This window comes from Paenibacillus sp. FSL R5-0470, assembly GCF_037975205.1.
In the GTDB taxonomy this organism is placed as follows: Bacteria; Bacillota; Bacilli; order Paenibacillales; family Paenibacillaceae; genus Paenibacillus_AQ.
This window is the reverse complement of record NZ_CP150238.1, coordinates 5633355-5659910: the sequence shown is the minus strand read 5'-3', so window position 1 is coordinate 5659910 and position 26556 is coordinate 5633355. Positions and strand designations below refer to the sequence as shown.

The 26556-nt window shown below is 44.7% G+C and carries 27 protein-coding genes; 21 read left to right on the top strand and 6 right to left on the bottom strand.

Features of this window, described 5'->3' with window-relative positions:
• Positions 1-13: 13 nt before the first annotated feature.
• The 6 genes from MKY99_RS25025 (at position 14) to MKY99_RS25000 (ending at position 7675) form a co-directional block, all read left to right on the top strand.
• The gene (locus MKY99_RS25025; RefSeq protein ID WP_339266936.1) at positions 14-991 is read left to right on the top strand and encodes a BadF/BadG/BcrA/BcrD ATPase family protein; all 978 of its coding nucleotides are present in this window, start codon (positions 14-16) and stop codon (positions 989-991) included.
• Positions 988-2286, top strand: coding sequence for a 6-phospho-beta-glucosidase (locus MKY99_RS25020; RefSeq protein WP_339266934.1), 1299 nt, complete (start codon positions 988-990; stop codon positions 2284-2286). Before MKY99_RS25025 ends, MKY99_RS25020 begins: the two co-directional genes overlap by 4 nt.
• 24 nt (positions 2287-2310) lie before the next feature.
• Positions 2311-3237, top strand: a complete 927-nt coding sequence (locus MKY99_RS25015) for an ABC transporter permease subunit (protein ID WP_042191444.1) — start codon at positions 2311-2313, stop codon at positions 3235-3237.
• 95 nt (positions 3238-3332) lie between these two features.
• Entirely contained in the window at positions 3333-4223 is an 891-nt protein-coding gene (locus MKY99_RS25010; protein WP_042191442.1) for a carbohydrate ABC transporter permease, read from the top strand.
• 34 nt (positions 4224-4257) lie between these two features.
• On the top strand, positions 4258-5904 hold the full coding sequence (locus MKY99_RS25005; protein ID WP_339266933.1) for an extracellular solute-binding protein: 1647 nt from the start codon (positions 4258-4260) through the stop codon (positions 5902-5904).
• Between the two features lie 37 nt (positions 5905-5941).
• Entirely contained in the window at positions 5942-7675 is a 1734-nt protein-coding gene (locus MKY99_RS25000) for a family 10 glycosylhydrolase (RefSeq protein ID WP_339266930.1), read from the top strand.
• A gap of 258 nt (positions 7676-7933) precedes the next feature.
• Here MKY99_RS25000 and MKY99_RS24995 read toward each other — a convergent pair whose 3' ends face one another.
• Positions 7934-8254, bottom strand: coding sequence for a hypothetical protein (locus MKY99_RS24995; protein WP_339266928.1), 321 nt, complete (start codon positions 8252-8254; stop codon positions 7934-7936).
• 170 nt (positions 8255-8424) lie between these two features.
• Here MKY99_RS24995 and MKY99_RS24990 point away from each other — a divergent pair, with 170 nt between their 5' ends.
• From MKY99_RS24990 to MKY99_RS24975, 4 genes are all read left to right on the top strand, one after another.
• On the top strand, positions 8425-8739 hold the full coding sequence (locus MKY99_RS24990; RefSeq protein WP_339266927.1) for a hypothetical protein: 315 nt from the start codon (positions 8425-8427) through the stop codon (positions 8737-8739).
• 260 nt (positions 8740-8999) lie between these two features.
• Positions 9000-10025: an AraC family transcriptional regulator gene (locus MKY99_RS24985; RefSeq protein WP_339266925.1), complete on the top strand. Its 1026-nt coding sequence runs from the start codon at positions 9000-9002 to the stop codon at positions 10023-10025.
• A 171-nt stretch (positions 10026-10196) separates the two neighbouring features.
• Positions 10197-11978 (top strand): ABC transporter ATP-binding protein, encoded by a 1782-nt coding sequence (locus MKY99_RS24980; RefSeq protein ID WP_339271784.1) that lies wholly within the window; start codon positions 10197-10199, stop codon positions 11976-11978.
• The gene (locus MKY99_RS24975) at positions 11975-13714 is read left to right on the top strand and encodes an ABC transporter ATP-binding protein (RefSeq protein ID WP_339266923.1); all 1740 of its coding nucleotides are present in this window, start codon (positions 11975-11977) and stop codon (positions 13712-13714) included. Before MKY99_RS24980 ends, MKY99_RS24975 begins: the two co-directional genes overlap by 4 nt.
• 163 nt (positions 13715-13877) lie before the next feature.
• On the opposite strand, the gene MKY99_RS24970 is transcribed toward MKY99_RS24975, so the two are convergent.
• The 3 genes from MKY99_RS24970 to MKY99_RS24960 all read right to left on the bottom strand — a co-directional run bounded on the left by MKY99_RS24970 (position 13878) and on the right by MKY99_RS24960 (position 16893).
• On the bottom strand, positions 13878-15047 hold the full coding sequence (locus tag MKY99_RS24970; RefSeq protein ID WP_339266922.1) for a DUF4179 domain-containing protein: 1170 nt from the start codon (positions 15045-15047) through the stop codon (positions 13878-13880).
• Positions 15034-15567: a sigma-70 family RNA polymerase sigma factor gene (locus MKY99_RS24965; RefSeq protein WP_339266920.1), complete on the bottom strand. Its 534-nt coding sequence runs from the start codon at positions 15565-15567 to the stop codon at positions 15034-15036. Before MKY99_RS24965 ends, MKY99_RS24970 begins: the two co-directional genes overlap by 14 nt.
• A gap of 288 nt (positions 15568-15855) precedes the next feature.
• Positions 15856-16893 carry a helix-turn-helix domain-containing protein gene (locus MKY99_RS24960; protein ID WP_339266918.1) on the bottom strand — a complete coding sequence of 346 codons (1038 nt, stop codon included), beginning with the start codon at positions 16891-16893 and terminating at the stop codon, positions 15856-15858.
• A gap of 310 nt (positions 16894-17203) precedes the next feature.
• On the opposite strand from MKY99_RS24960, the gene MKY99_RS24955 reads away from it, so the two are divergent.
• The 6 genes from MKY99_RS24955 (at position 17204) to MKY99_RS24930 (ending at position 21441) form a co-directional block, all read left to right on the top strand.
• Positions 17204-17548, top strand: a complete 345-nt coding sequence (locus MKY99_RS24955; RefSeq protein ID WP_149644780.1) for a metalloregulator ArsR/SmtB family transcription factor — start codon at positions 17204-17206, stop codon at positions 17546-17548.
• A gap of 16 nt (positions 17549-17564) precedes the next feature.
• Positions 17565-18563, top strand: a complete 999-nt coding sequence (locus tag MKY99_RS24950; protein WP_339266916.1) for an NADP-dependent oxidoreductase — start codon at positions 17565-17567, stop codon at positions 18561-18563.
• Positions 18564-18719: 156 nt separating this feature from the next.
• Entirely contained in the window at positions 18720-19364 is a 645-nt protein-coding gene (locus MKY99_RS24945) for a hypothetical protein (protein ID WP_339266914.1), read from the top strand.
• A gap of 148 nt (positions 19365-19512) precedes the next feature.
• A complete protein-coding gene (locus tag MKY99_RS24940; protein ID WP_076300428.1) occupies positions 19513-20070 on the top strand; it encodes a sigma-70 family RNA polymerase sigma factor in 558 nt (185 codons plus the stop codon).
• Positions 20067-21014 (top strand): hypothetical protein, encoded by a 948-nt coding sequence (locus MKY99_RS24935; protein ID WP_339266913.1) that lies wholly within the window; start codon positions 20067-20069, stop codon positions 21012-21014. Before MKY99_RS24940 ends, MKY99_RS24935 begins: the two co-directional genes overlap by 4 nt.
• Positions 21015-21117: 103 nt before the next feature.
• Entirely contained in the window at positions 21118-21441 is a 324-nt protein-coding gene (locus MKY99_RS24930) for a hypothetical protein (protein WP_076300430.1), read from the top strand.
• 88 nt (positions 21442-21529) lie between these two features.
• Here the strand turns inward: MKY99_RS24930 and MKY99_RS24925 are convergent, their stop codons facing one another.
• Positions 21530-22252, bottom strand: a complete 723-nt coding sequence (locus MKY99_RS24925; RefSeq protein ID WP_339266911.1) for a YheC/YheD family protein — start codon at positions 22250-22252, stop codon at positions 21530-21532.
• Between the two features lie 237 nt (positions 22253-22489).
• Between MKY99_RS24925 and MKY99_RS24920 the strand changes: the two genes are divergently transcribed.
• Positions 22490-22873 carry a collagen-like protein gene (locus MKY99_RS24920; protein WP_339266909.1) on the top strand — a complete coding sequence of 128 codons (384 nt, stop codon included), beginning with the start codon at positions 22490-22492 and terminating at the stop codon, positions 22871-22873.
• Positions 22874-22923: 50 nt separating this feature from the next.
• On the opposite strand, the gene MKY99_RS24915 is transcribed toward MKY99_RS24920, so the two are convergent.
• Positions 22924-23616 (bottom strand): DUF421 domain-containing protein, encoded by a 693-nt coding sequence (locus MKY99_RS24915; RefSeq protein WP_339266907.1) that lies wholly within the window; start codon positions 23614-23616, stop codon positions 22924-22926.
• A gap of 217 nt (positions 23617-23833) precedes the next feature.
• Here MKY99_RS24915 and MKY99_RS24910 point away from each other — a divergent pair, with 217 nt between their 5' ends.
• The 4 genes from MKY99_RS24910 (at position 23834) to MKY99_RS24895 (ending at position 26513) form a co-directional block, all read left to right on the top strand.
• Positions 23834-24541 (top strand): ABC transporter ATP-binding protein, encoded by a 708-nt coding sequence (locus tag MKY99_RS24910; protein ID WP_339266905.1) that lies wholly within the window; start codon positions 23834-23836, stop codon positions 24539-24541.
• 135 nt (positions 24542-24676) lie between these two features.
• The gene (locus MKY99_RS24905) at positions 24677-24868 is read left to right on the top strand and encodes a hypothetical protein (RefSeq protein ID WP_339266903.1); all 192 of its coding nucleotides are present in this window, start codon (positions 24677-24679) and stop codon (positions 24866-24868) included.
• 203 nt (positions 24869-25071) lie between these two features.
• Positions 25072-25452, top strand: coding sequence for a FlxA-like family protein (locus tag MKY99_RS24900; RefSeq protein WP_076286012.1), 381 nt, complete (start codon positions 25072-25074; stop codon positions 25450-25452).
• Between the two features lie 188 nt (positions 25453-25640).
• Positions 25641-26513: an AraC family transcriptional regulator gene (locus tag MKY99_RS24895; protein ID WP_339266901.1), complete on the top strand. Its 873-nt coding sequence runs from the start codon at positions 25641-25643 to the stop codon at positions 26511-26513.
• Positions 26514-26556: the final 43 nt, after the last annotated feature.

Sequence of the window (26556 nt, the reverse complement as noted above, 5' to 3'; positions counted from 1 at the left end):
AGTGAAACGAACTGTGAAGTACTTTTTGGGAGTCGATGCAGGGGGCAGTAAAACTTATGCAATGATTGCAAATGAACAGGGAACGGTCATTGGTGTAGGCAAGGGAGGGAACGGGAATCATCAAAACAATCGTGAGCAGGCGGAGAACAGTTTGCAACAGGCTGTATCGGGAGCGATTATAGCGTCGGGGCTGACAAAGGATCAGATGGAGTATTCCTGGTTCGGTCTGGCTGGAGCGGACAGAGAATCCGATTTTCGAATTTTACGACCAATCATCAGCAGACTTGGCCTTCCACGAACTGAGATTTCCTGCGATACATGGATTGCCTTGCGATCAGGTACAGAGAGTAATTATGGGATCGTGCTGATCTGCGGCTCGGGAGTGAACTGCGCCGGTAAAAATCCGCGAGGCGTTACATACCAATGTGGTGGATTTGGCTATCGGTTCGGTGATTTCGGCGGCGGCTATGATCTAAGTATTGAGGTATTCCGTAGCGTTCTTCGGGCGGATGATGGAAGAGAGAAAGAGACTGTCTTAAGCGAACGCTTAATTCATTTGCTGGGCTATTCCAGTGTTTCGGAGTTAAGGGAGGATTACCTGGATCATTCCAGAGACTTGCCTCCCCAGATTGCTGAGCTGCTGTTTCAAGCGGCAGATGAAGGAGACCAGGTTGCCACCCTACTGCTAACCAAGCAAGGGGATGAGCTCGGTTTGGCAGCGGTATCGACAATCCGCCATTTGGCTATGGTGGAGGATTCCTTTGACATCGTACTTGCAGGCAGCCTATTGACCAAGGGGGATCGCTCAGGCATCATCCGGCGGGCCATTGAACAGAGAGTGAAGCATTCGGCTCCAAATGGCACTTTAAGGACTCTAACCCGGGAACCGGTTGTAGGCGCGGTCGTTTTGGCAATGGAAAGCAGCGGTGTGCGTGTGAATCAGGAGATTCTTGATCGTCTATCACTGGGTAAGGAGGGGCTATTATTATGAAGGAGACTTTGAAGCTCGTTGTCATCGGAGCGGGTTCATCGTATACGCCTGAGCTTATTGAAGGCATCATCATGCATCATAAAGAGCTTCCCGTCCGCGAAGTATGGCTGGTGGATATTGAGGTGGGAAGGGAGAAGCTGCATACGATTGCGGAATTAAGCAAGCGTATGATTGCTGAGTCCGGACTACCGATTACCGTGACCCAGACGCTTGAGCGCAGGGAGGCCATCGCCGGAGCAGACTTTATCTGCACTCAAATCCGGGTAGGTATGCTGGAAGCGCGAAAATGGGACGAATTAATTCCGCTTCAATACGATGTCATCGGTCAGGAGACAACGGGTCCCGGAGGGATGATGAAAGGCTTGCGGACCATTCCGGTTATTCTGGATATTTGCAAGGACATCGAGGAGTTAGCTCCGGATGCCTGGTTGCTGAATTTTACGAATCCGGCCGGTATGGTAACTGAAGCTGTTCACAAATATTCATCGGTAAAAAACGTGGGCCTATGCAACTCGCCGATCGGTTTTCAAAAGTGGCTCTCTGAGTTCTTCGGACTTCCTATGGAGAAGATCTATGCGGAGTTTGTCGGCATCAACCATCTGCACTGGGTATCCGATATCGTAATTGACGGTAAAAGCAACCTACAGGAGCTCATTGATTACCCCCAGAACTACAAGGCGAGTAATGTACCGTTTGATTCCTGGGACCACCGGTTTCTGAATGCTTTGAAAGCCATCCCTTCTTATTACCTGAGCTATTACTACATGACGGACGCGATGCTTGCGGAACAGAAGGAAGCAGCAGCAACGATCGGATCGCGCGCTGAGGTAGTGAAGAAGGTGGAGGAAGAGCTGTTTGAGCTGTACCGGAACGTAGAGCTAAAGGAGAAGCCAAAGCAGCTGGAGCAGCGTGGTGGAGCCTATTACTCGGAGGCGGCAGTGCTGCTGATGCGCTCCATTTATAATGATTCCCGTGATATCCAGACGTTGAATGTAAGGAATAACGGAATGATTGACTTCTTGCCGGACGATGCCTCCATTGAGGTGAACTGTTTGGTAACTAAACAAGGTCCGCTGCCGATTCCGCTGCGCAAAATTCCGCAGTCCGTCAAAGGCCTGCTGGCTGCGGTCAAGCAATACGAGAGCCTCACCATCGAGGCGGCTGTACATGGAGACCGGGATATAGCCCTGCAGGCTATGGTTCATCATCCGCTCGTGCCTTCGGTCACCGTAGCTGAACAGCTGCTGGATGAAATGCTGGAGAAGAACAAAGCGTTTTTGCCGTTGTTTCACTAGAATCGTCCAGAGGAGGAAAAACGGATGAACACGGCCGAGAAACCAAGTAGATGGAAGAAATTCACCAGTCAATTGGATTTGCAGTCCATGGTTTGGCCGGGAATTATCTTTGTATTCATTTTTAGCTACATTCCGATGTATGGCGTGGTTATGGCGTTCCAGCAATACGATATTTTTGGCGGCATTATGAAGAGCCCCTGGGTTGGATTTATGCATTTCAGAATGTTCTTCGAGGCGCCGGAGTTCTGGAATGTGATGCGAAATACCATTGTGATTAGTTTGCTTAAATTGATTATCTCTTTTCCAGCACCGATTCTTCTTGCACTAATGCTGAATGAGATCGGTAATATGGGCTTTAAACGCGTCATCCAGACCGTCAGCTATTTACCGTATTTCCTGTCCTGGGTTATTGTATCCGGTTTTGTATTTTCGCTGTTATCTGTTGACAACGGAACGGTAAACTATGTGCTGGAGCGATTCAATCTGGTAGGGGAGCCAGTTAACTTCCTGGCATTACCCAAATACTTCTGGTCTATTCTAGTAAGTGTAAATGTGTGGAAGGAGGTCGGATTTGGGAGTATTGTCTATCTGGCCGCGATTGCAGGCATTGATCCGACTTTATATGAAGCCGCTTCCATAGACGGAGCAAGCCGATTTAAGCAAATTCACTTGATTACACTCCCCAGCATTACCCCCATTATCATCATCTTTATGATTCTTGCCATCGGCAGTCTGCTTAGTGCGGGCTTCGAGGACATTTTGCTGCTGGCAACCAATCCAATCCTGCGACCCTACTCCGATGTTATCGACACCTATGTGTACCGTGTGGGGATATTAAATGCCAGATTCTCTTATGCGACAGCGGTAGGGCTTTTCAAAGCGGTGATCAGTGTCATTCTGCTGGTGATGGCCAACAAAATCGCGCGCCGGGCAGATGTTAGTCTCTGGTAGGTACTACTACTCATAGCGAATGCTTCCGATGCAAGTTTTATTGGGATGTATCGACTGTAAGTAATGCTCCATAAACCTTTTAGGAGAGGTGAACAATGAGACTAAGCCTGGGCGACAAAATCATGCAGCGGACTATTTATATCCTTTTGACACTGCTGGCGCTACTTATGCTGTACCCATTTTGGAACGCGCTGGTCATTTCCTTTAATCTAGGGAGCGATACGGCGCTCGGCGGTGTAACCTTGTTGCCGAGAGCATTTACCCTGGAAAATTATTATATTGTGTTTCAGGATCATCGCCTGCTGAATTCTTTTCTGATCACCATTCTTAGAACGCTCGGCGGCACGGCATTGTCCGTCTTCTTCACGGCCCTGTTAGCTTACGGAATGTCCAAGAAAACATTGCTTTTTCGAAAACAATATATGGTGTTCTTCATGATTACGATGTTCTTCAGTGGAGGGCTCATCCCTAGTTATTTACTAGTTCGCTCTTTGGGTATGCTGGACACCTTTTGGGTTCTGATTATCCCCGGCATCATCAGCGTCTGGAATATGATTGTCATCCGCACCTTCTTCAACGCTTTGCCGGAGGGGTTGGAGGAATCGGCCAAAATCGACGGTTGCAGTAACTACGGCATTTTCTTCCGAATCGTTATTCCCGTCTCCGGCCCGGTGCTGGCCACGATTGCTTTATTTACTGCGGTCGGTTACTGGAACGACTGGTTTACGGGAGCGATCTATATTACGAAAGACGAACTGCTTCCTATACAGACCCTGCTGCGGCAGGTTATGAACTCCAACATTATGACCCAAATTGGTTCATCGAATGCCATCGCGCTGGATCATATGAACCGAAATCGGACGATTACTACGAAGTCACTGACCATGGCTACGATGATGATCGCTACTATTCCGATTATCCTGACGTACCCTTTTCTCCAAAAGTACTTTGTTAAGGGCGTAATGATCGGTTCATTGAAAGAATAGCAGTCTCCATATTATGTAGAAAGAAGGGAAAAGAATGGGCAATCGTATGAAATGGGTATCGCTTCTGCTGACTTCGCTGGTGCTTCTTCTCGCTGCCTGTAGCGGAGGGGGGAATTCTAACACTTCACCAAACACAAGCGAGAAAAATCTGAATACCGAGGTCGCCACTGATGACGGCAGCGGGATTAAGCCCGTCACCTTCAGCTTCTATGGAAATTACGACTGGCTTACGACATCACCATGGGGGGATAATGAGGCGACAAAATGGATTCAGGAGAACCGTAAGGTTAATGTTGAACCGATTCAATCGGGAGGTGCGGCCGGAGAAAAACTCAACACGATGATCGTCGGTGGTGATTTACCGGATGTCATTTTTACTGACCGGGGATCCTCAGTGGAACGGCTGGTGCAGGCAGGGCAACTTGTTGCGCTGGATGATTACTATGACAAGTATCCGAACTTCAAGAAATATGTGAAGGAATCCACCCTGAATTTGCTCCGTTCAGATGACGGGAAAATCTATCAAATCCCCAACTGGTATACATCCGGGCAATTCGGCAACGGCGGATGGATGGTGAATAAAGATATTTATAATGAGCTCGGCAGACCGGCGCTGGAGACCTTTGATGATTTGTATCAATATTTACGCTTGGTGCAAGAAAAGTATCCGGATGTTGTACCTCTGGAGGTTGGCGAGAAGGGGGCAGGTCTGGAAATTATGTATGGCGGTTTTAAGGAGAACTCCACCAGTAAGTTCATTTCACTCATGGGATATCCGGAAGGCGACAAGCTGTCATCTATCTTGGACGATCCCGCTTACGAGGAGATGGTGCTGTATATCAATAAGCTGTATCGTGAACGGCTGATTACGCAGGATGCACTGCAGCAAACCCAGGATGCGGTCAAAGAAAAGGTCAATACCAGCCGGGTAGCGGTCATGGTCGAATCCAATATCACTACGTATGGAGCCGAGGGACACCGTGCACTGACTGCGAACAATCCGGACAGCGGTTATGAAATTATTTGGCCGATTCATAAAGCCGGACTAGACAAAACACAAGTGTTTGTAAGCGGTTTCGAGACGCTGGGTTGGAACGTCAGTGTCATTACGAAAAAGGCCAAGGATCCGGAGGCCATCTTCGCTTACTTTGACTGGATTACGGGTCCGGAGGGACAGAAGGTGCTTTTCTTCGGTCCTAAAGGCTTGTACTGGGATGAGGAGGACGCAGACGGAGCACCAATTCCGAACGAGAAATACAAGACGACTCCTGCTAACGAGCGTACCGAAACGATGAGAAAATTCGAGGACTTTAACTGGGCGGGAAATACGACCTTTATTGATACGGCGAAAATGAGCTTAGAGGCGCTGCTTTCCGCGAACCAGAAATCATGGGAGACAGTGGCGCAGTCCACGGTGACCTGGAAAACCGCGCTGGACATTACGGAATTTGTGAATACCGATCCGCTACCGGATACGGAGATTGGCATCATCGCACAGAATGTAGGGGATATTTATACCCTTGCTTACGCACAAATGGTTCAGGCGAAGTCGGATGAAGAGGTATTGTCGGCACTGGAGACAGCCAAAAAGAACACCCAAAAAGCGGGGCTGGATAAGCTGCTTGAGTTCAGAACCGAAAAATGGCAGGAGAATGTCAAGAAAATCAACGCGACGAAATAAGACTTTTATAAAATCTTATACTTGTGGAGGCGATATTATGGCATTTGCGCTGAGATCGAGATGCATAGCAATGTTAAGCTTCGTATTGGTTTCTTCGATAGTAGGTGGTTCCGTGCCGGCTAAGGCCGATGAGGAGAGTAATCCCCCTTTTGAGACGGAAGTTATTGTACGGACCGTAAACCAGTTTAAAAACACGGCGGATGTCCATAATTTCATTCAGCTGTCCACAAGCTACGGTGTCGATGTCATCAGCATGAACGTGAAGCAGGATGAAGATGATGAGGTTCCGTCTGGAAGTGTATTTTATCAGAGTGATATCGCTCCGATCGCGCAAGGCTACGAGAATTTCGATGCCCTGCAGGCTGTCATTACAGCAGCCCATGCTGCAGGAATTAAGGTTCATGCCTGGATTCCCCAGTTCCATGATCAGCAAGCCTTCCTTGCTCACGATGAATGGCAGATGCAAGCGCTGGTTAACGGGGTTCAGACTCCGTTCACAGGTTCTAACGGCAACGAATACTTCGTCAATCCGATTCACCATGAAGTGCAGCAGTATGAGCGTTCCATCATTCAGGAAGTGATCGAGAATTATGCTGTTGACGGTGTTGTGCTAGACTGGATCCGCTTCGACAATTACAACATGGACGTCAGTGATTACACGGTTGCGAAGTATCAGGCGCAGTTCGGATATTCCCCGCTCAGCATTGACTTCGATACGGATTCGCCTCAGCGTGAGCAGTGGAATGAATGGAGAACTGAACAAATTGGACAGTATGTGGGCGATATCCGTGAGGATATTTCCGAATCCTCAAATCCGGATGTGCAGCTAGGTGTGTATATTTTGCCGCCGGAATTTACAGAGGTTGGACAGAATCTAGCCAAATTCAAAGATGATATCGACTTTGTCGCACCGATGGCGTACTTTGATGACTGGGAGTTCAATAGTGATTGGGTATACAGCACTTCCTACGGCATCCTGAAGGATACGAGCGACCGGATCAGTGGCGGTGACGTGAAGATTGTAGCCACACTGGATAATGACTGGACTGATGATCAATATCAGGAGATTTACAAGGGAATCCGCGAGAATTATCCGGACGTGAAGCGCCTGTCGTTCTTTGCCTACGGGGCCTGGCCAGAAGATGAACTGGCCAATATCAAGGAACGTGAAACCTGGCCGACGCCAGGCTGGACGCCTCCGGTAGAACAAGACTATCCGGCTCAATTACCAGCAGGGTGGAAGGCTCGAAATATCGGTTCCATGCCGGGAAACGTTACCTACAATTCATCCAATAAGCAATATACACTCAGCAGCAGCTCTACGGATATTTGGGGAAATGGAGATCAACTGAATTATATATATCAATCCGTGAGCGGCAATGCGGAGATTATTGTTAAAGTGCAGTCCACTAGCCGATTGGACGGCTGGGCCAAGGCCGGCATTATGATTCGGGAGTCGCTGGGTCATAATTCGAAGCACGCAGATATGATGCTTACCCCCGAGAATGGGGCAACCTTCCAGTATCGTGCAGAGACCGCGGGCAATATGGTCGACCATACTGCGGCTGCCTCGGCTCCAAGATGGCTAAAGCTGACCAGAAGCGGAAATACCTTCAAAGGGGCTATTTCGACGAACGGGAATAACTGGCAGACGGTTGGAACTGTTCAGATCCCGATGAATCGCAAGGTGTATATTGGCATAGCGCTCAGCAATCCGGGGGATGATTCGAGGAATAAGGCCGTGTTTGGAAATGTGAAGGTTACGGATTAAGCCTAATACAATTACAACTATACATCATCATTCGCTTTATTTTTTATGGGCAAAGCAAAGATATCAGAGGCTTGATTTGTATTTAGACCTCCTGGAAAGCACCCGAAGCCTGGGGATTTGCTGTCAGGGAGAGAAAGAACGGATACCGGCTGACTTTGGAATCTGATGATGTAATATAATCGGCAGAACACAGTGCAAAGCAGATTGGGTTAGAAGACATTCATCTCCGAAATACGGGTGAATGTCTTCTTTCTTTGCTCATAGTGTTCTGAAAATGTCATTTATCGTGTAATACAAAGCATTAAGTTCTTCCATATAAACTGTTTTTATTTTGGTTTTATCAGGATTGTCACTTATCATTTCCATAAAGACATCAGGATCATTAATGATACCATTAAGACTTGCGCGCTTTAACAATTCTGCATCGGAAATATCATCCTTAAACGACAGTCTTAAGATTTCCATAGTGTCGTTTACAATATCCTTGAAATTTTCTTCTTCCCCATAGAAAGTTGCAATCTTTTTTAAAAAGTCTGCATATTTATCTGGTATTTTTGAATTTTCTGAAAAAATAATCATATATATCTTCTCCCTATATTCATTGAATTTTTAAACAGTTTAAGTCTTGGCCAGCTGTGAAATCACCTAATTGTAGTCAGGGATATTATACTTAGATTTGGAACAATTGGCGGTTAAAAATGATACAGTAGTTAAGTTATAGTTGACCACTTCGAAAGCGGGTGCTGGTAATGCTAAAGACAGTATCAGTTATTTTTAATGAGCGGCCAAAAAGTTGGGGATTAAGAGGGGATCCATATCTTTGGGATGAGCTAGAGAATTACTTTCAAGAAGTGACTTATCCATGTACAGGTGAGGCGTTTGCACAGAGATTCAAATACGCATTTGAGGAATTAACAGGAAGTAGCTTAGGTGATTTAGATAAACAAATCTATTGTGAGAAATACAGTCATGGTGGTATGTCCAGTGGGCATGTTTGTCTGGAGTTTTGGATTGAAGTAGCGATTCCATTGCTAATTGAACGATTGGAGGGATTAGCAATTTAAATTGGTGAACAATCGGATGCATCTCACCTTCCCCCCACCACCAATGTAATGTAAAAACTAAACGTTAAAGGCCGTTCACAGGTGGTTATGGAGCTGAAAATATAGCTGGCCATGTCTTCGAAAGTGATGCATATAAGCCTTCTTCACCCTTAGGGGTGTGGGAAGGTTTTTTGTTGTTTATGCATATTTGCTAAAAGAACATTCAATTGATAATCATTCTCAATACATATATAATGAATCCAAAGTAAGGGGAAGTAGGGATGAGCATGAAGCGTAGCGATGGTCTGAATGAAGCGGAAACGATTGATGCCCATAAGACGCTTAGATGCGAAGGGTTTAATATTACTTACCAGTTGGACGGAAGCCACTTTGAGATAAAACCACCGGTCGAGCTAGGGAAGGGTAGCTGCCGGAGCCTGCTTACTCAGCGTTATCTTCAAATGACGGATTTTGATCTCCAATTTAATCGGGATATTGAAGCGAAGGGCGAGTTTAGAACACCTCGTACGGAGCTGATATTCTGCATGGGACATGGAATTGAATGGGGGACCTCGCTGAAGCAGGACTATTTTGCCATAGATACAGGAGAAAGTGTGCTGCTTCACGGCGGAGTAAGAAGTGAAAATTGTATATACCTTAGCGGAGCGGGCTACAGATTCCTCAGCATAGATATGAGTCCGGCACAATTTGAGCGGATGACCAGCGGACTGACCGAGGATACACGGCTCCAAGCCGGAGGAGGAGCTGGGTTATTTTTTGGCAAAAACGCTATCACACCATCTATCCGACTCATTCTGTCTCAAATTGCGGATTGTTCCTATAGTCAGGGTATGCGGGAACTCTATCTGGAGGGGAAAATGCTGGAGCTAATGGCTGTCTATCTCAATGAATCTTTATTTGAAGCTGATCGGATTTCCCACACAGTCAAGCTATCTAGAGATGATATGAAGAGCCTGCGACTAGCCAAGGAAATTCTGCAACGTGATTATTTACATCCACCGACGCTAGCAGGGCTCTCTCGCATTATTTGCCTTAATGAGTTCAAATTGAAGAAGGGCTTTAAGGAAATGTTCGGTTATACTGTCCATGCCTATGTGATCGAACAACGGATGCAAAGGGCACAGCAGCTGCTAGAACATGGAAATATGACGGTAAGTGAAGCAGCATCCAGAGTCGGATACGTGAATGTCAGCCATTTCTCAGCAGCCTTTCGTAAAAAATTCGGTGTGCGTCCTGGAGAGTATCTGATCAGTGGTAGACAGCGTTCTTTAGGAACAAGGATGTAAGCTCGCATCGAAAACAGATGCTCCTGATTTGGTTGATTATAATCCCGGAAATGGTAGCAACTATGAAGAGCGTTCCTATACACTAGTGCACAGAGAATCATTCTCAGTGCACTTTTTTTGTGCGTAATTATAAAGAGTGGGGGAACAGCTGTGAGTAAAACCAAAACTGGCATGTCGAGACTGCTGGAGATTGCCGGAGAGAAGCGGGGCCTGCTGATCCTGTCTGGTGTATTGTCATCTGTCAGCGCCGTGCTAATGCTGGTACCATTTTTGTCTGTTTATTTCATATTGGCCGAGCTACTGCGGCATGCAGCATCTCCTGGACAGGTTGACGGTGATGCAATGATCCGCTGGGGATGGATTGCACTCGGCGGCTTGGTTGGAGGGTTGGTGACCTCATATTGCGGTATTATGTGTTCGCATATTGCGGCTTTTCGTATTCAGTATAATCTGCGTGTGCGAATGACCGAACATCTAGGCAGATTGCCGCTCGGCTTCCTGAATGGAACTTCGACCGGCGCAGTGAAGAAGACGCTGGAACAGAATGTTGACAAGGTGGAAAATTTCGTAGCGCATCAGCTCCCTGATCTGGTCAGCGCGCTGGCGTCTACGGTGCTGATGATTGTGGCGATGTTCTGGCTGAGTCCGCCGTTAGCTGTTGCCTGTCTTCTACCGATCCTCATAGGAATGGTTGTGCAGTCAGCACTTATGATGAGCGGTAAGGGAAAAACCAGTGTGAAGCAGTATCATGATTCTTTGGAGCAGATCAATGCTTCGGCGGTGCAGTATGTGCGGGGGATGCCAGCGGTGAAGGTGTTCGGGCAGACGGTGCATTCCTTCCGAAAGTTCTACAGTGATATGACCAGATACCGTGATTATTGTCTGGAGTTTACGGACCGTTATCAGTCAGGTTATGTTCTGTTCAAAACATTGCTGGCCTCCTCGTTTACCTTTATTTTACCGGTGGGTGTTTTTATGCTAAGCGGCCAGCCGGACTCCATGTCCTTTGCGCTTGTGCTGCTGTTCTTTCTAATTATGGCGCCAGGCGTATCATCTCCGCTTTATAAACTGCTTATGCTGGCTTCGAGCACTCGGGATATCGGCGAAGGCGTAGAGCGGATGGATCGTCTTTTGGCACAGCAGCCTGTACCAGAAATAGCAAAGCCGCTATCACCGCAAGCTTTCGACGTTGAATTTATGGACGTAACCTTCTCCTACAATGAAGAAGAGGGGGCTGCGGCTGCGCTTAGCGAGGTCTCTTTCCGGGCAGTACAAGGGAAGGTTACAGCGCTGGTTGGACCGTCAGGATCAGGTAAATCGACGGTGGCCAGCTTGGTGCCGCGGTTCTGGGACCCGCAAGAGGGTGCGATCCGTATCGGTGGAGTGGATATCCGTCATATGGCGATTCATGAACTGATGAATACAGTTGCCTTTGTATTTCAGGAGACCTTCCTGTTCTATGACACTTTGTATGAGAATATTGCCGTCGGCAAACCGGGAGCCACGCTGGATGAAGTCCAGGCTGCAGCAAGAGCTGCGCAATGCGACGAGTTCATCTCTCGGCTTCCGCAGGGATACGATACGTTAATCGGTGAAGGTGGCGTCTATCTCTCCGGTGGTGAAGAGCAGCGTATTGCGGTAGCCCGGGCTATCCTCAAAAATGCACCGGTACTTGTACTCGACGAAGCGACTGCTTTTGCCGACCCGGAAAATGAGCATCACATGCAGCTGGCACTAACGGAGCTTATGCGCGGGAAGACGGTTATTGTTATTGCTCACAGACTCTCCTCTATTCGTGAAGCCGCACAAATTCTGGTACTGCGAGATGGGCAAATCGTGGAGCGCGGAGATCACGAAAGTTTGATTGATCTCGATGGACTTTACACTCAAATGTGGCATGCCTACAGTGACGCTGGAGATTGGCATTTGGAAAAAGGAGGGGAACAGCTATGAAGGTATTGCACAATATTACTGCTGGCAAACCGCAGCAGCTGCTGAAGCCTGTACTTTTTTCCTTACTGGCTAACATAGTTAGTGTGCTTCCGTTTGCGCTTGTAATTGAGGCGGTGCGGTTGATTTTTGCTCCTTATATTACGGTGGGTGCAGAGCTTCAGATAGAACGGCTTTGGTGGATTTGCGCGGGACTAGCCGCTGTTATGGTGCTGATGTTCCTGAGCGAGATCCCCGCATACCGCACTGCATACCGCGGGGCTTACAATGTTGCGGCACAGGGACGGGCGGAATTAGCAGAACATCTGCGTAAGCTTCCGCTAGGCTACCTGACGCGCCGGGATCCTGGTGATTTGGCCAATATGATGATGGGCGATTTCACGCTGGTTGAGACAGGAATTTCACATCTGCTGCCACAGCTTGCAGGGGCTTTTGTACTGCCGATATTCGCACTTGCGGGTTTACTATTCCTCGACTGGCGGATGGCGCTTTCCATGTTCGTGGCACTGCCGGTTACCCTCCTAATTATGTACCTGTCAGGCAGACTACGGCGCAGATTAGGGACGAATCATATGAAAGCGAAACTGAACGCCGCGAATCGGCTACAGGAGTATTTGAATGGTATTCGGGTGATGAAAGCCTACAACCTGACGGGAGAACGCTTTGTCCGTCTGGATAGCTCTTTTCGAACTTTGATGAAGGAAAGTGTGAAGCTTGAAGGGATATTCGGACCGGTCATTCTAACGGCTATGGCTCTTCTTCGTGCGGGTCTGACCTTAATGGTATACGTAGGTGTGCATCTATTGTTAGGCGGGGAGCTCGGTATTTTGCAGCTGGCGGTATTCCTTATTGTCGGCACACGCATCTATGATCCACTGACGACGGCGCTCGCCAACTATGCTGAATTCCGGTACAACGAACAAGCGGGTGAACGCATCGTAGACCTGCTTCGCCAGCCGGTAATGACAGGGACTACAGCTCCACTTCCCGATAGCAGTACCATTCGCTTTGACAATGTTACCTTCAGCTATGGAGGTGAGCCTGTTCTCAAACAATTAAGCATAGAAATGCCGCAAGGTTCATTGACTGCAATCGTGGGTCCCTCCGGCAGCGGAAAGAGTACAGTGCTGCGTTTGATCTCGCGTTTCTATGATCCTGACGAGGGAAGTGTTCTGCTAGGCGGACGCAATATTAAAGATATTGATCCAGAACATTTGCTAGGTTCTGTGTCGGTTGTGTTTCAGGATGTGTACCTGTTCCAAGATACCATTGGAAACAACATTGCCTTTGGGCGGCCGGGCGCGTCGCAGCAGGATATTCAACAAGCAGCAGAAATGGCCCGTTGCCATGATTTCATTATGAAATTACCGCTAGGTTATGACACGCCGGTAGGCGAGGGTGGCAGTACGCTTTCCGGAGGGGAGAAGCAGCGGATCTCCATTGCTCGTGCGATTCTTAAGAACGCTCCTATTGTATTGCTGGATGAGGCTACTGCATCGCTTGACCCGCAGAATGAAGCCGAAATCCAGAAGGGAATTGATGCGCTGATTACGGGCAGAACCGTTATTGTTATCGCGCATCGGCTCAAAACCATACGAGGTGCAGACAACATTATTGTGCTGGAAGATGGCCGACTGGTGGAACAGGGACGACATGAAGCTTTACTACTACGAGGCGGATTGTACGACCGTCTCTGGAAGCTGCAGCAGCAATCCGTCGGATTCCGCATCACGTCATAGGGAACGTCATTCACGCTTTAAGGAGGGCAAACGTATGGCTATCACAATGGATGAATCTAACTGAAGTCATTTAAATAAAAAGACGAAGCCATTTATGGCTTCGTCTTTTGTAGGTTTGCATACCCTTTTAATCCAAGAGAATAATGTCCTTTTTACAAATGAACTATTGCACCGAAAGTACAGTCTCCAGCTCAGGGATATATTCCTTGACCATATTGTTGTCTTCCCACCGTCCTTTAGTCCCAGCTGGGGCTTGACCTTCGGAAACGACTAAGTACGGTTTGATGGTTACGGTACTCGGTAAAGTCTTGAAGGGTTCAAAACGAACATTATAAGATTCGCTTAAGGGGTGAGCACCGATGGGCTTCAGTTGAACGCCACGTTCATCCACAATGTCAAATTGAAGAGCGATGACGCCTCCGTTAGCACCCTTATATTTCGAAGGGATAGAAGCGAGCATTTCTTCTACGCTCTGGCCCGGTTTGGTTTTGTACTCAATGGATAACTGCGTTGTGATTGGGGTGATTTCCACCTTACTGATCTGCAAGTTAATGTTATCGTGATGCTTGGTCTCCTCTGAAGTTAGTGCAGTTACGGGTGTTGATTTTGTAACAGGCAGAACGAATTCGAACGGGGCATCGTAGCCCTTTAACGTTACATTTACAGTCAAGTCAAACTGATCAGGGAACTGGACATTCTGTGTTGTTGTGTTCGGCTCATAATAAGTGTTCAAAACCTGAACCATTATGCTGGAAGCAGTCTCACCATCCATTTGTTCGTAACTCCAGAGCAGAGGTTGGCCTTTATAGAGAACCTCAAACTTATCCACTGCCCCTTTATTGGCATCTGAAGGCGGCGAATTGGGCTCCGAAGCCAGACGGTTTCCAGGAGTGGTTATGTTCATAAGAATTCGGGTTCCGTCAAATAACAATGTTGGAATATTCATGGTCACATCGCCATGCGTCACGCTTTGGTTTATGTTTGTGATGAAATCCTCGGCTTGTTGAACACCGGGATCTCCGTTGTTTTCGCCCCATAATGAATAGATTTGTCCCAAAACCGGAATTTGCTTGAGTGCATCAGCCATTGCGGGCGATACAAAGCCGGAAGCAAGGACTGTAACTCCAAGAATTGCAGCGGCTGCAGTGGAAATCAACCATTTATTAAAAGTTTTAGATACATTTTTCTTTTTCTGAACGGGGGAAATGGAATTATCGGTTTCCCTGATGATTTGGTAAGTCTCATTCAGCTTGGAGCGGGCAATATCGGATAACTGATCAGGAAGTAGGCTTTGGCAGTTTTTTAATTGTTCTTCTAACTTAGTGTTTACCATGTGGCAACTCCATTTCTTGATTGAATTGAGATGAATGCTTTAGCTTTTTGCGGGCGCGATGCAGCCGGGTCTTCACGGCTACCGTAGAAATTTCGAGAATGTCGGAAATTTGACTGATCGGCATGTCCTGTAGGTAATGAAGGTGAATGACAATCCGTAGATTCTCCTCAAGATGTTGAACGGCATCCCATATTTCGATTTTCTCATAATCCTTGGAAATGGAAGGGACTTCGGGAAGCTCTCCATAAGGGAGGGCTCTTGCGTTGTTTTTGATCATTTTGTTGCATTCATTAATCAGAATCCGGAAGATCCACGTTTTGAAAAAAGCGGGCTCTTTAAGTGTATGGATGGATCTAAAGGCTTTAAGCATCGTCTCTTGCAGGGCATCTGCACAATCCTCGTCTTTGTTGACGATGGACCTTGCAGTTCTATACAGAGGTAACTCTATCTCTTGCATCAGCTGCACGAATGCTTCAGAGTCCCCAGCTTTGGCTTTGACGACAATAGGATTAATATGCAAAGATTTACCTGCTTTCTTGACTAAAAGTCTTAGGATGTTCGTAACGTTACTTAAATATTAGATCGGGTAGGCAGCTAGAAGGTTACAACGAAAGTAAACCTAAGATATCCAGGGACTGAACCGCTTGGGCAAATCAGCACACACGGGATTCTCCAAGCATTCTGGGTTCACAAAATAATGTAGTATCTGGTGGGGCAGTGTTGCTTACTGAAAGAAAAAGCCCCCTCCGCCGTTTTGGCGGAAAGGGCCAGTCGTCCATGTTATTTGGTATTTTTATAAATGTTAGGTTTAGTTATTCAACATTATCTTTAAATTTTCTATTTCTCTCTTATAAAAATCAACGGTCTTACCCTCTGTGACTCTCCAGTCCCTTTCTAGCAGCTCAATTATTTCGTGATGCTTTTCAATAGACTTATCATATTCCCCTTTTATTTTATATATATGAGAAATGGCTTCAAATGCATCTGTATACTTTGGACTTGGCTGTAGTTCGTAACCTTTGGAATAGTATTCTATGGCTTCGTCGTACCTGCAAAGTTTAGCCATACAGTCTCCTCTGGAGGACCATGCAAGCCAATCCTCAGGATACAAATCAGTCATTTGCTCCCAGAGAGCCAGCGCCTGAGAAAGGTCGCCCTCTTCCTTGCATATCAGCCCTCCATATTTTTGATATAAATGACCAGGATGGATTTGGTTCAATTGTTCCAGAATTTCTTTTGCTTCAATACATCTGCCGTCTGCGATTAAGTAGTTCATAAGCCAAACATAAGCCTGCCAGTAATTCGGGTGATTCGGCACGAAATTCTTATAATACGTAATGAGTTTGTGGTGATTTGAAAAGTTCCAATCAAAAATGATTCCATTCTCCGCATCTCGCAAGGCATTATGATTACTTTTGCTGTCCGGAGCTAATTGCAGCGCATCCTTGGCATAATGGGAAGCCATTTCACGGTGCTCATCTGAACGATGAATGTGTAACTGAGCTAGCAGGGTGAGGGATGGGGATTTTTTTTGCGCATCATTTATTTTTCCTTTTAAAAATTGTTCAGCATAGTTAAAATCGTCTTCGGATATAAAATGTTCAGTACTAATCATATTTCCAATTCGTTCTAAATGGGTATCATCGGTTAATGCAAATAATTCATCAATTGTAACACCAAAAATCACGGATAAATCAGGAAGAATTTGAATATCAGGCATGGTTACATTATTTTCCCACTTAGATACTGCTTGGGATGACAGATTCAGTTTTGCTGCTAGTTCTTCCTGAGTCATTTCTTTTTGTAAACGAAGAGTCTTTATTTTTTTTCCTATCTCAACATTCATTTGGATAACCTCCAATTCGTATCATTTCGACTAGTCAATTGAATTATAACTTTTAGTATAAAATATCCTCAATGACCGCTTGGTTAAGCGAATTAACCCATCAGGTTACCTTGTAGGACATTGGTTCAATTTATAAGAAGGGCGATTTGAGATTTATCGACAATTCTCCTCTGAGGGTTGGAGGCGAGGGAATGTAAAAATTTTACTTGTGATCTCGATTTTCTTTCTCAAGGTTGCGGAGCATATCTTGTTATGACATACTCGTCAGCAAATGGTTCACTAAGTTAAACGATTGAACGAAACGAAAGCGGTGAGAATCATTAATAAACAGCAACAAGTCGAAGTCATCAAAGACGATTTCAAGATGTGTCAGAAGGTCTTTTTAGCTATTGGTAATGAGACAAGACAATCTATTATTACTGTACTTATGGAGACTACCTGTACGAACGGGTTACGCGTAGGTGAGATTACTGAAAAAACGCATCTATCACGACCTGCTGTTTCCCATCATCTAAGAATCTTAAGAGAAGCCGGAATTATAATGGTGAGGAAAGAAGGCTCTAAAAATTATTATTTTATGGATGTTAGAACAAAATTAGGAGTGTTAAAAAATCTTATAAACCATCTCGATGAATTTATGGAACAATATTATTAGAATTGGAGGTTTCTTAATGAAAGCGATGATCATTGAAAAATACGGGAAAAGTCCTCTTCTAATGGCAGACATTCCAACACCTTCAGTAGGTGATTATGATGTGTTGGCAGAAATCCATGCAGCGAGTATTAATCCTATCGATTTCAAGGTGCGGGATGGCAAAACTCGTATGTTGTTGAAATACGATATGCCGCTTGTGTTAGGAAATGATTTTTCAGGTATAGTCACCAAAGTAGGAAACAAAGTAACTAAATTCAAAATAGGCGATGCAATATACGGACGGCCAAGAAAAAATAGAATTGGAACCTTCGCAGAATATATATCCATACATGAGGACGATATAGCCTTAAAGCCACAAAATCTTTCTTTTGAGGAAGCGGCGTCAATCCCATTAGTCGGGCTTACATCCTATCAAGCATTACATGATATGTTACAGCTATCGGCAGGGCAAAAGGTATTGATTCAAGCTGGTTCGGGCGGCGTTGGGACCTTTGCTATCCAGCTTGCTAAAGCGATGGGAGTTTATGTAGCTACAACTACTAGCGATGCTGGAGCTAATCTGGTCAAATCTCTTGGGGCCGATCAAATAATCAATTATAAAACAGAACAATTTGATAAGGTCTTACAAAATTATGATGGAGTATTTGATACGATTGGCGGAGAGACATTAGAAAAGGCTTTTAAAATAGTCAAACCAGGCGGACAAATTGTATCAGTTTCTGGGCTGCCCAATGCACGCTTCGGAGTTGAATATGGGTCTGGTTTTATAAAAACGAGTCTTTTTCGATTGGTTACCCGTAAGCTAACAAAATTAGAAAAGCAATATAATGCCAAATACAGCTTCTTGTTCATGAAACCAAGCGGGAGACAATTGGAGATCATTTCGGAGCTTATAGAAGCAGGGAAAATAAAGCCTGTAATTGATCAAATATTCTCTTTCGAAGAAGCTCAGAAGGCGATGGAGTATTCTGAATTGGGCAGGGCAAAAGGAAAGATCGTATTAAAGATAAAGTGACAGGGAATTTAACCCCACTCATAGAATATAACTACTTGTGCCAAGAAAGGAGAATTTCTATGTGTTTTCACTGTTATAGGAAGATAAGAATCCGCCACCTCTCCGAAACCAACGTGTTAAAGTAAGATACTACACAAATCATATGGGGTGTACCGGATGAAGATAAATAATAATTATTTGAAGGAACAATTAAAACATGTTTACTGGCTTAATGGGGGGCCTTGTGCTGGGAAGACTACCATGACCAAGAAATTTGTAGAGGAGCTAGGCTTTCAAACATTGGGGGATGATGTCTTAAAATACAGACCATTCACTAGTCCTGTTGAATACCCTGCCCTTCAATTTCCTAATCCTGATTTGGATTGGAATAAGTGGTTCAATAAACCTGTAAATGAGCACTGCCAATGGCTATTTCAAATCGTCGAAGAGATGATGGACTTCTTTATCATTGATTTGTTAACAATGCCTAATGATAAACCAATTATAATAGATTTAGGAATAATGCCTGAACGTATACTACCGTTTATCCCAGAAGAGAGAATGGTTTGTTTTTATACGTCCGACGAAGAGATAGAGAGATTATATTACTTTAGAGAAGATCATAAGATGATTTTAGATTGTATTAACGCCTACACGATAAATCCAGAAGAAACGATTAAACACGGTAACAAATCTATGGTTAAGTTCTCCAATGAGATTAAGACTGCTTGTAATAAAATGGGGATCAAAACCGTTGAAAGAATACCAAGTATGAGCGTGGAAGAACAATTTAGGTTAGTTAGAGAACATTTTGGATTATAGAGATGACCAAAAGGCATCTATTACAAAGACCCCTTCCTTGTTTAGGAGGGGGTTGTCTTTATATATGGGTGTAAATTTTAATATAAGTGCAACCCATCCTAAGAATTCTCTACTATATAGATAAGAGTGTTTAAAAGGAGAAAAACGAATGGAAGACCAAGGAATAATCCACCTATACTTACAGCGTTCACAGCAAGCCATTTTAGAGACTAAAAATAAATACGGGGCTTACTGCAGAGTCATTGCAAGAAACATTATTTCAAATTTCTCGGATGTTGAAGAGTGTGAGAACGATACATACTTAGCGGCATGGAATGCGATACCGCCTAATCTGCCTAGGAATTTTTCGGTATTTTTAGGGAGGATCACCCGTAATATTGCGCTTGATAAGTATGGTTATAATACAGCGAAAAAGCGTAATCGTGAGTTTGAAGTCATTCTAACGGAACTAGAAGAATGTCTAGCTTCGCCTGATACTGTAGAAACAGAGTATGAAGAAGGTGAGATCGCAAACTTAATAAATCAATTTTTATATGGCATAGATGAGCAAGCGAGAAACATATTTATTGGAAGGTACTGGTATTCCTATTCAATAGATGAGCTTTCTATGAGATTTAATATGAGTAGTAGTAAAGTGAAATCCATATTATTTAGGACAAGAAATAAACTTCGAGTTCATCTAGACAAAGAGGGGGTTAACCTATGAAAAAAGAAGATTTATTTAAGGAGATCGGACTCATTGATGAAAACTTAATTGAAGCGGCTGGGCACAATGGAATAGAGAAAAGGAAAAAAGGAATTTCTAAAAAGTGGGTTATTTTGGTTGCCTGTCTTGTCCTATATAGTTCAACTGCTTCAGCTTTATTAGCAACAGAATATTATAAAAATCAAAATTCAGAGCCTTACATACGTTATTTAAATGCTGAAGACATGGAGTTAGAGCCTGCTACTCAATATGATGCGGAAAAATTTCTACATGCTTTAAAAAGTGATAATAATGAATATGTATATATTGCTATTAATAGGCTGGTAGAAAGCTTTAATGATCCCACGTTGAGAGTAAAAGCGTTAAAAGAACTTCAGCCATTTATAAAAAATGAGAATCAAAAAATCGCTGATGCGGCTGCTTTTGCCGTAGATATTTTGTCGAAAAGTTATCGGAGCCCTTATATTGTTAAGCTAGCAGATGGAAGTATGATATTTACGTTGTTTAATAATTATTCGGATTATGGAAGTCAAAATGTCATTTGGAGAATAAAAGACAATGTGCTTAAAGAATATTTAAGTTTTTCTGCACCATCTATGTATATTACAAAAATGATCCCTTCTCCAAATCATAAGTTAATTGCGATCGTAACATGCTCTAATAAAAGTAATTTCGTTCAAATTAGCAATATTGAAGAGGGAATGACAAGTCCAGAGTTAATAGAATCTGCAAGAGTCAAATATGGTGCACAAAAAGAATTAGATACATGGATTCGCACCGATCATGAGAATTATAGCTATGCTGATAACCTGGTGTGGAAAGACAATGATACATTAGTATTTGAAGGTTCTCTTGCCTACCAGAATACTGAGATTATTGAGAATGTTACAGTGAAATATCAGTTTAGTAAAAAGATAATAGAAGTAAAAGAGAAGGGGTTGTGACCATCGGATAAACGTACTTTTATTTCTTGTCCACATTTATACCTTACCAAAACGATGGAATTGCATTTAATGAATAATATCGATAATAAGGGAGGTTTTGAGGATGGGAAATAGAAAAGCTGGCGGTTATGACCCCGTACAGATCTTTAACTCCACATCGTTTAATGCATTTGGAAAAGTTGAATATGCATCCATCTTATGTAGTGATGACAATTATAATGTTCAGCGTGATGAGACTTGGAAAGCTTCTAGCCGTGGAGTCTGTTTGGTGACTAGAATCACTGCAACGGTTAGAACGCCGAGTGGAAATATTCAAGCGGAACCTTATACGTCTTCCGGCACTTCTTACAGCCAGTTTGCCATTATACAGGTAGGGGTAAATAAGTTCCAAGTGACGCGTGTTGTAAGTAACAAAAGACGTAAGTAAAATTGCAAGCGGGGTATTATCAAGGATAGGCACCAAACATGAAAAGACGACAAGCCAAAGATAAGAGGCTGGTCGTCTTTTTTTCGTTCTAATGTTTCTTATACCATAATATTCTGCGATGCATTGAGGAATCTTTCAAGAGTCGGAATGGGCGTAAGTCCGGTTGATAATTGCCTTCAATGATCCAAATCCGGCAGTTCCTGTCGATGCCTATATCGAACCCGACTTGTCTAAGCTTGGGGTAACGCTCTCCCAGTCGTGTGGCTGCCAATAATGCGATCTGTTCCGCTTTGATAAGCAAGCTCCGATCTCCGATTCGGGCTAATTTGAGTGCCTCAAGGACTGGAATGGTGCGGCTAGCCACATTCGTGACTAGATATCCTTGCACCGCAACTTTCGCGTATGAGCCTGTCACGTTCCAAGTGGATGAAGAGCTCTTTTGTCGTTGAACCATTATCCGAATGTCGAATGGCTTGTGTTGAATTTGGGCAAGCTGTAGACGCCTTTGGATAATATATCCACGACCTCTGTTTTTTTTACGGAACAATTTAAGTAACTTATCGCTGTCTGTCATGGTGAAGGCTTTCTTTTCGTTATGAATACGATAGGCGTTTGCACCGTTTCGTTTAATGAACAGGATATCCCTTCCGTAACTCCCGTTGCGAGGTTTCAATACGACGCTTTGATAGTGAAGCAGCATATTCGTTAATGCGTTCTTCTTAAGCAACTGTGTCTCTGGAAGCCGTCCGGCGAGAAAGGAGCCTTTGCGAAGGATGCGATATTGCAACCATTTGTCTCTTTTGATTAACATTAGAATCACAGCCTTTTTCAATCTTCTACGGTAATTCTAAGTCAAATTAGGAATCAGCATAAGTGGATATTCGTCCATATTTATGAGCCGAAGCAGGCGAAAAAGGCTTTTAGGCGGCTTAATTTCATTACTGTTCAGCTTCGGCTGGGCGCGGATTATTTATTGGCATTCGCCCAAACACTCTTTCCGCGAATGCATATGATGATTGTGCCTACTCATTGAAAGGAGTGATCACATATGGGATTTTTTCCAACGCCGGGAAGCGGCCAATTCCCAGGGTTTCCGGGTGGACCAGGAGGACCGGGTGGACCGGGTGGACCAGGTGGATTTCCTGGGACTCCGGGACCTCCAGGAGCTGCACCGGGAGGCGTTCAAGCGCCGACGGCACCTCCACCGCAATTCGTACCGCAAATGTCGGCCACCGCATTTGCCATCGACCCCGGTGCGATCAGAGGCTGTTTGTTCCGCAACACATACATTTGGCTGAACAACGGCGAGCAATTCTGGTTCTTCCCGGTATTCGTCGGGCGTAATTCTGTTGCAGGGTTCAGATGGTTCGGTCTCTTCTGGGGGTACTTCGGTATTGATTTGAATCGGATTCGCTCGTTCACCTGCTTCTAAGGCAGACAGCGAAAGAGAACAGTCTGGGGGCTGTTCTCTTTGGGGGTCTTTTATGGATTCATATCCTGGTATTTGTCGATATACAGACTCCCGTCCAATTGGAGCTCTGCGTAAAATACTTGATCTAAAGAATGAATGTTGGCTTTCTTTAATTGTTGGTTGAGCCAGACAATAGAGACATCTATTTTATTAAGATTCTTTTCTACGATTTTACCATCAACGATAAGCTCAGTTGGGATATTGAGAACAGGTGCAACATTTACTTTTATATCTTTTTTTGTTGCTGGCAGCAGTTCTTCTTTTTTCAACACGCTAAGTTTACCGTCAGGTTCCAGAATTGCAAATTCGACGTCTTCGGGTGAGAAGACGTCTTTATTCCGAAGCAACATGCTTAAATCGTCGATGTTGAGGTGCTGCTTAGCTAATGCCTCTTCCAGAATCTTGCCTTGTTTGACGAGAATCGTAGGTTGGCCGTCGAGAATCTCACGTGCTTTGACAGAGCGCAGTCCGATCAATGCAACGCTGAACGCCAAGAGTGACCATAAGACCAAGCTAGATATTCCTTGCAGCAGCGTGATTTGTCTGTTGACGATAATTTCCGCAGTGGTGGAGCCGAAGGTGATCCCTGTTACATAATTGAAAAACGTTAGATGTCCGACTTGTTTTTTACCGAGAAGACGCGTCAAAACGAGTAGAGCAACGAAAGACGTTGCCGTACGAAATAGAATTTCTCCATATGTCATATGCTGAGCCCCTTCTTGCATAACAGATAGTCTTAAAGTGACCCCCATTTTCCTCGCTTATACTTGTTAAGTGAAAGGAATCGAATGAACATGAACGGCTGGACGAACGTTTAGATAGGACATGCCGTTATGTTTTTAGTTAGAAACTGACAAAAAAGTATCCTGACTTTATAATTGTTTTATATATCCAAGTTGTGTCGCTGATCAGGAGGACGGAATGCAATTTCAACCAATGTATTATGACGGGGAATTATTACTACCGATGATTGAATTAAATATGACATTGAACCAATCGGTTGCCATTATAACGGACTTGAAGCGAAAGCAGCTTTTAATGAATCAATTAGTGGACCATTCTCAATATTATATATTTCGGGCTGGGCAAAGCGAGTATATGCGTTTAACGGTGGAAGAGCTAATTACTTTTCTTATCCAAGTAACGGAGAGGAATGAGCGTGCCGAGTTGTTAATGGATTATTTTGTTCTAAAAGAAGAACGGAAGGTGAGGATCAAGGATCTAAGCTCATCGAAAAGGATGTATGTGACCTTGCTACGTGTTTTTTTTGCGCATCAGCCTACACTTGTACTGGAGGAACCTTATTTTTACTTGGAAGAGCAGGATCGTCGTCAATTCAAACGGATTCTGGATGATCTTTCGCAAGAAAAGCAGATATTGATTTTAACTTCGAATTTAGAGGATGCCCTTATTTCCTGTGATACCATTTATCGGTTGAACGAGTCCGGATTTCATCCATTGGATATTCGGGACATCGAAGAGGATAAGCAGGAATTACGGAAACAAGACGAGACCAATATAACCTTTCAGAAGATCTCAACCAAAAGAAATGACAAAGTGATTTTATTTAATCCGCCTGAAATCGATTTTAGCCCCCATAAATATGAACGCCACAGGGAGTATAGATAATGAGGCTTCAAGCAGCGTCTTGGAGAATAAACCGCAAATCGTCCCGGCTGCAGTGTACAGAATAATCGAAAGAATGATTACTGCCACAAACGCCCATATATTAGCTGGCTCATAGCACCATGGGGAACGTTACTAGTGGATGATTTTCCTATCTTCAAAGTGCTGGAGTACGTACCAAGCACTCAACTTGTGTATTTCTTAGAAATAAGCAATATAAGCTTTACGACGGGCGATGTATTGAAACCTCTCCTCATTAATTTGGCATGGACGGTTGTGCTAACAGTAGTGTCTGTCATTTTGTATCAGCGGCGGTTGAAGGACGAGTAAGGGAGCTCTGAAGGGACTTTAGCCAGCCTTCGATGGGTCTTTGGTAGGGTCGAAACAAGCGGCCGACTGAGACTATATGACGATTATTCTCTAATTGAGGCTGTGATGTTGTCATGACGGGGCCTGCTGGGTAATAAAGATGATTAGAACTTTCAAATTTGGCTGAATTTGGATTGGTAGCCATGGAAACGGAGGGAAAGATCATGGCGGCACAGACAGTATCAGGCATCAGCTCCGTACAGACCATTGCGGCCTACGGCGGTACACAGAGTGATGTCAGTTCCCTGGAGAAACAGCGGAACCGGCTGATGATGGAACTGGATAAAGTGAATGCGGCACAAGGAAGTGAGATGCAGACTCCTTATCGCCGGGAGCAGCTGCAGCGGCAAATCCGGCTGCTGGAGTCCCAACTCGTACAGAAAAGCGGGAGTAGCGCCCCCGTAAATTTTGTACCGGCTTCTCCGCTTCAAGATCACCTCCCCCTCTCGCGGATTGAGTGGAAGGGAGGCCTCAAGGGCATCGGTCTGACCGATCCCCGGACGGCGACGGTGAACTCGGAGGGCCATTTCGACGCGTTAATTTAGGCAAGAGAGAGAAGGTGCGAAAAGCGTCCGGTGATGAACCGGCTTTTCGCACCTCTTTTTTGAATGCGCGGTGAACCGTATCTTAAGTAGCGGCAAGTTTCTCCTAGGTACCCAGCAAAACTGTGCATGAGATGTCGGATGGATGCCGACGACACTTGCTATATTGTTAGTGAAGGGAGGTCATTCGAATGGACTTGCTTGCAAATCTGAACGGGGCTCTACAATACATTGAAGAGAATCTTGCTGATGATATAGACCTGAAGGAAGCGGCGAGGTTGGCTTGTTGTTCCGAATATCATTTTTCTAGAATGTTCTCATTTCTTGCAGGCATCACGCTATCAGAATACATCCGTCGGAGACGCCTGACATCTGCGGCATTTGAGCTTCAAGCTGGAGAATTAAGAGTTATGGATGTGGCGGTGAAATATGGATATAGCTCAGCAGACGCATTTTCTAGAGCTTTCCAAGGCTTGCACGGTATTCCGCCCTCTTCGGTAAAGTTGCATGGCCCTTCATTAAAAGCCTATCCGCGCTTGACCTTTCAATTAACGATTCAAGGGGGAAGTGCAATGAACTATCGTATCATTGAAAAAGAGTCATTCTGTGTCGTAGGCATTACGAGAAGGGTACCTATCCAATTTAATGGCGTAAATCCGGAAATCGCATCTATGTGGAAAAGCTTAACTAGCGATGACATCGACCAGCTCAAAAAGCTCTCGAATGTCGAACCTCAGGGACTGATTCAAGCATCGATGAATTTTTCTGAGGGGAGAATGGAAGAAAAGGGGGAACTTGACCATTATGTTGGCGTTGCTACAACCAAGGAATGCCCCGAAAATTTAACGAAACTAGATGTTCCTGCAGCAACATGGGCTGTATTCGAAGCCGTTGGACCATTTCCCGATACATTGCAAAATGTCTGGGGACGCATCTATTCTGAATGGTTCCCTACCGCTAATTATGAGTTGGCAAGAGGCCCGGAGATTTTATGGAATGAGAGTAAGGATTTATCTTCACCCACCTTCAGAAGTGAGATTTGGATACCGGTTTTGAAAAAATAATAAACGGTGATTACTATTGTACTTCTGATTTGTCAGGCCATCC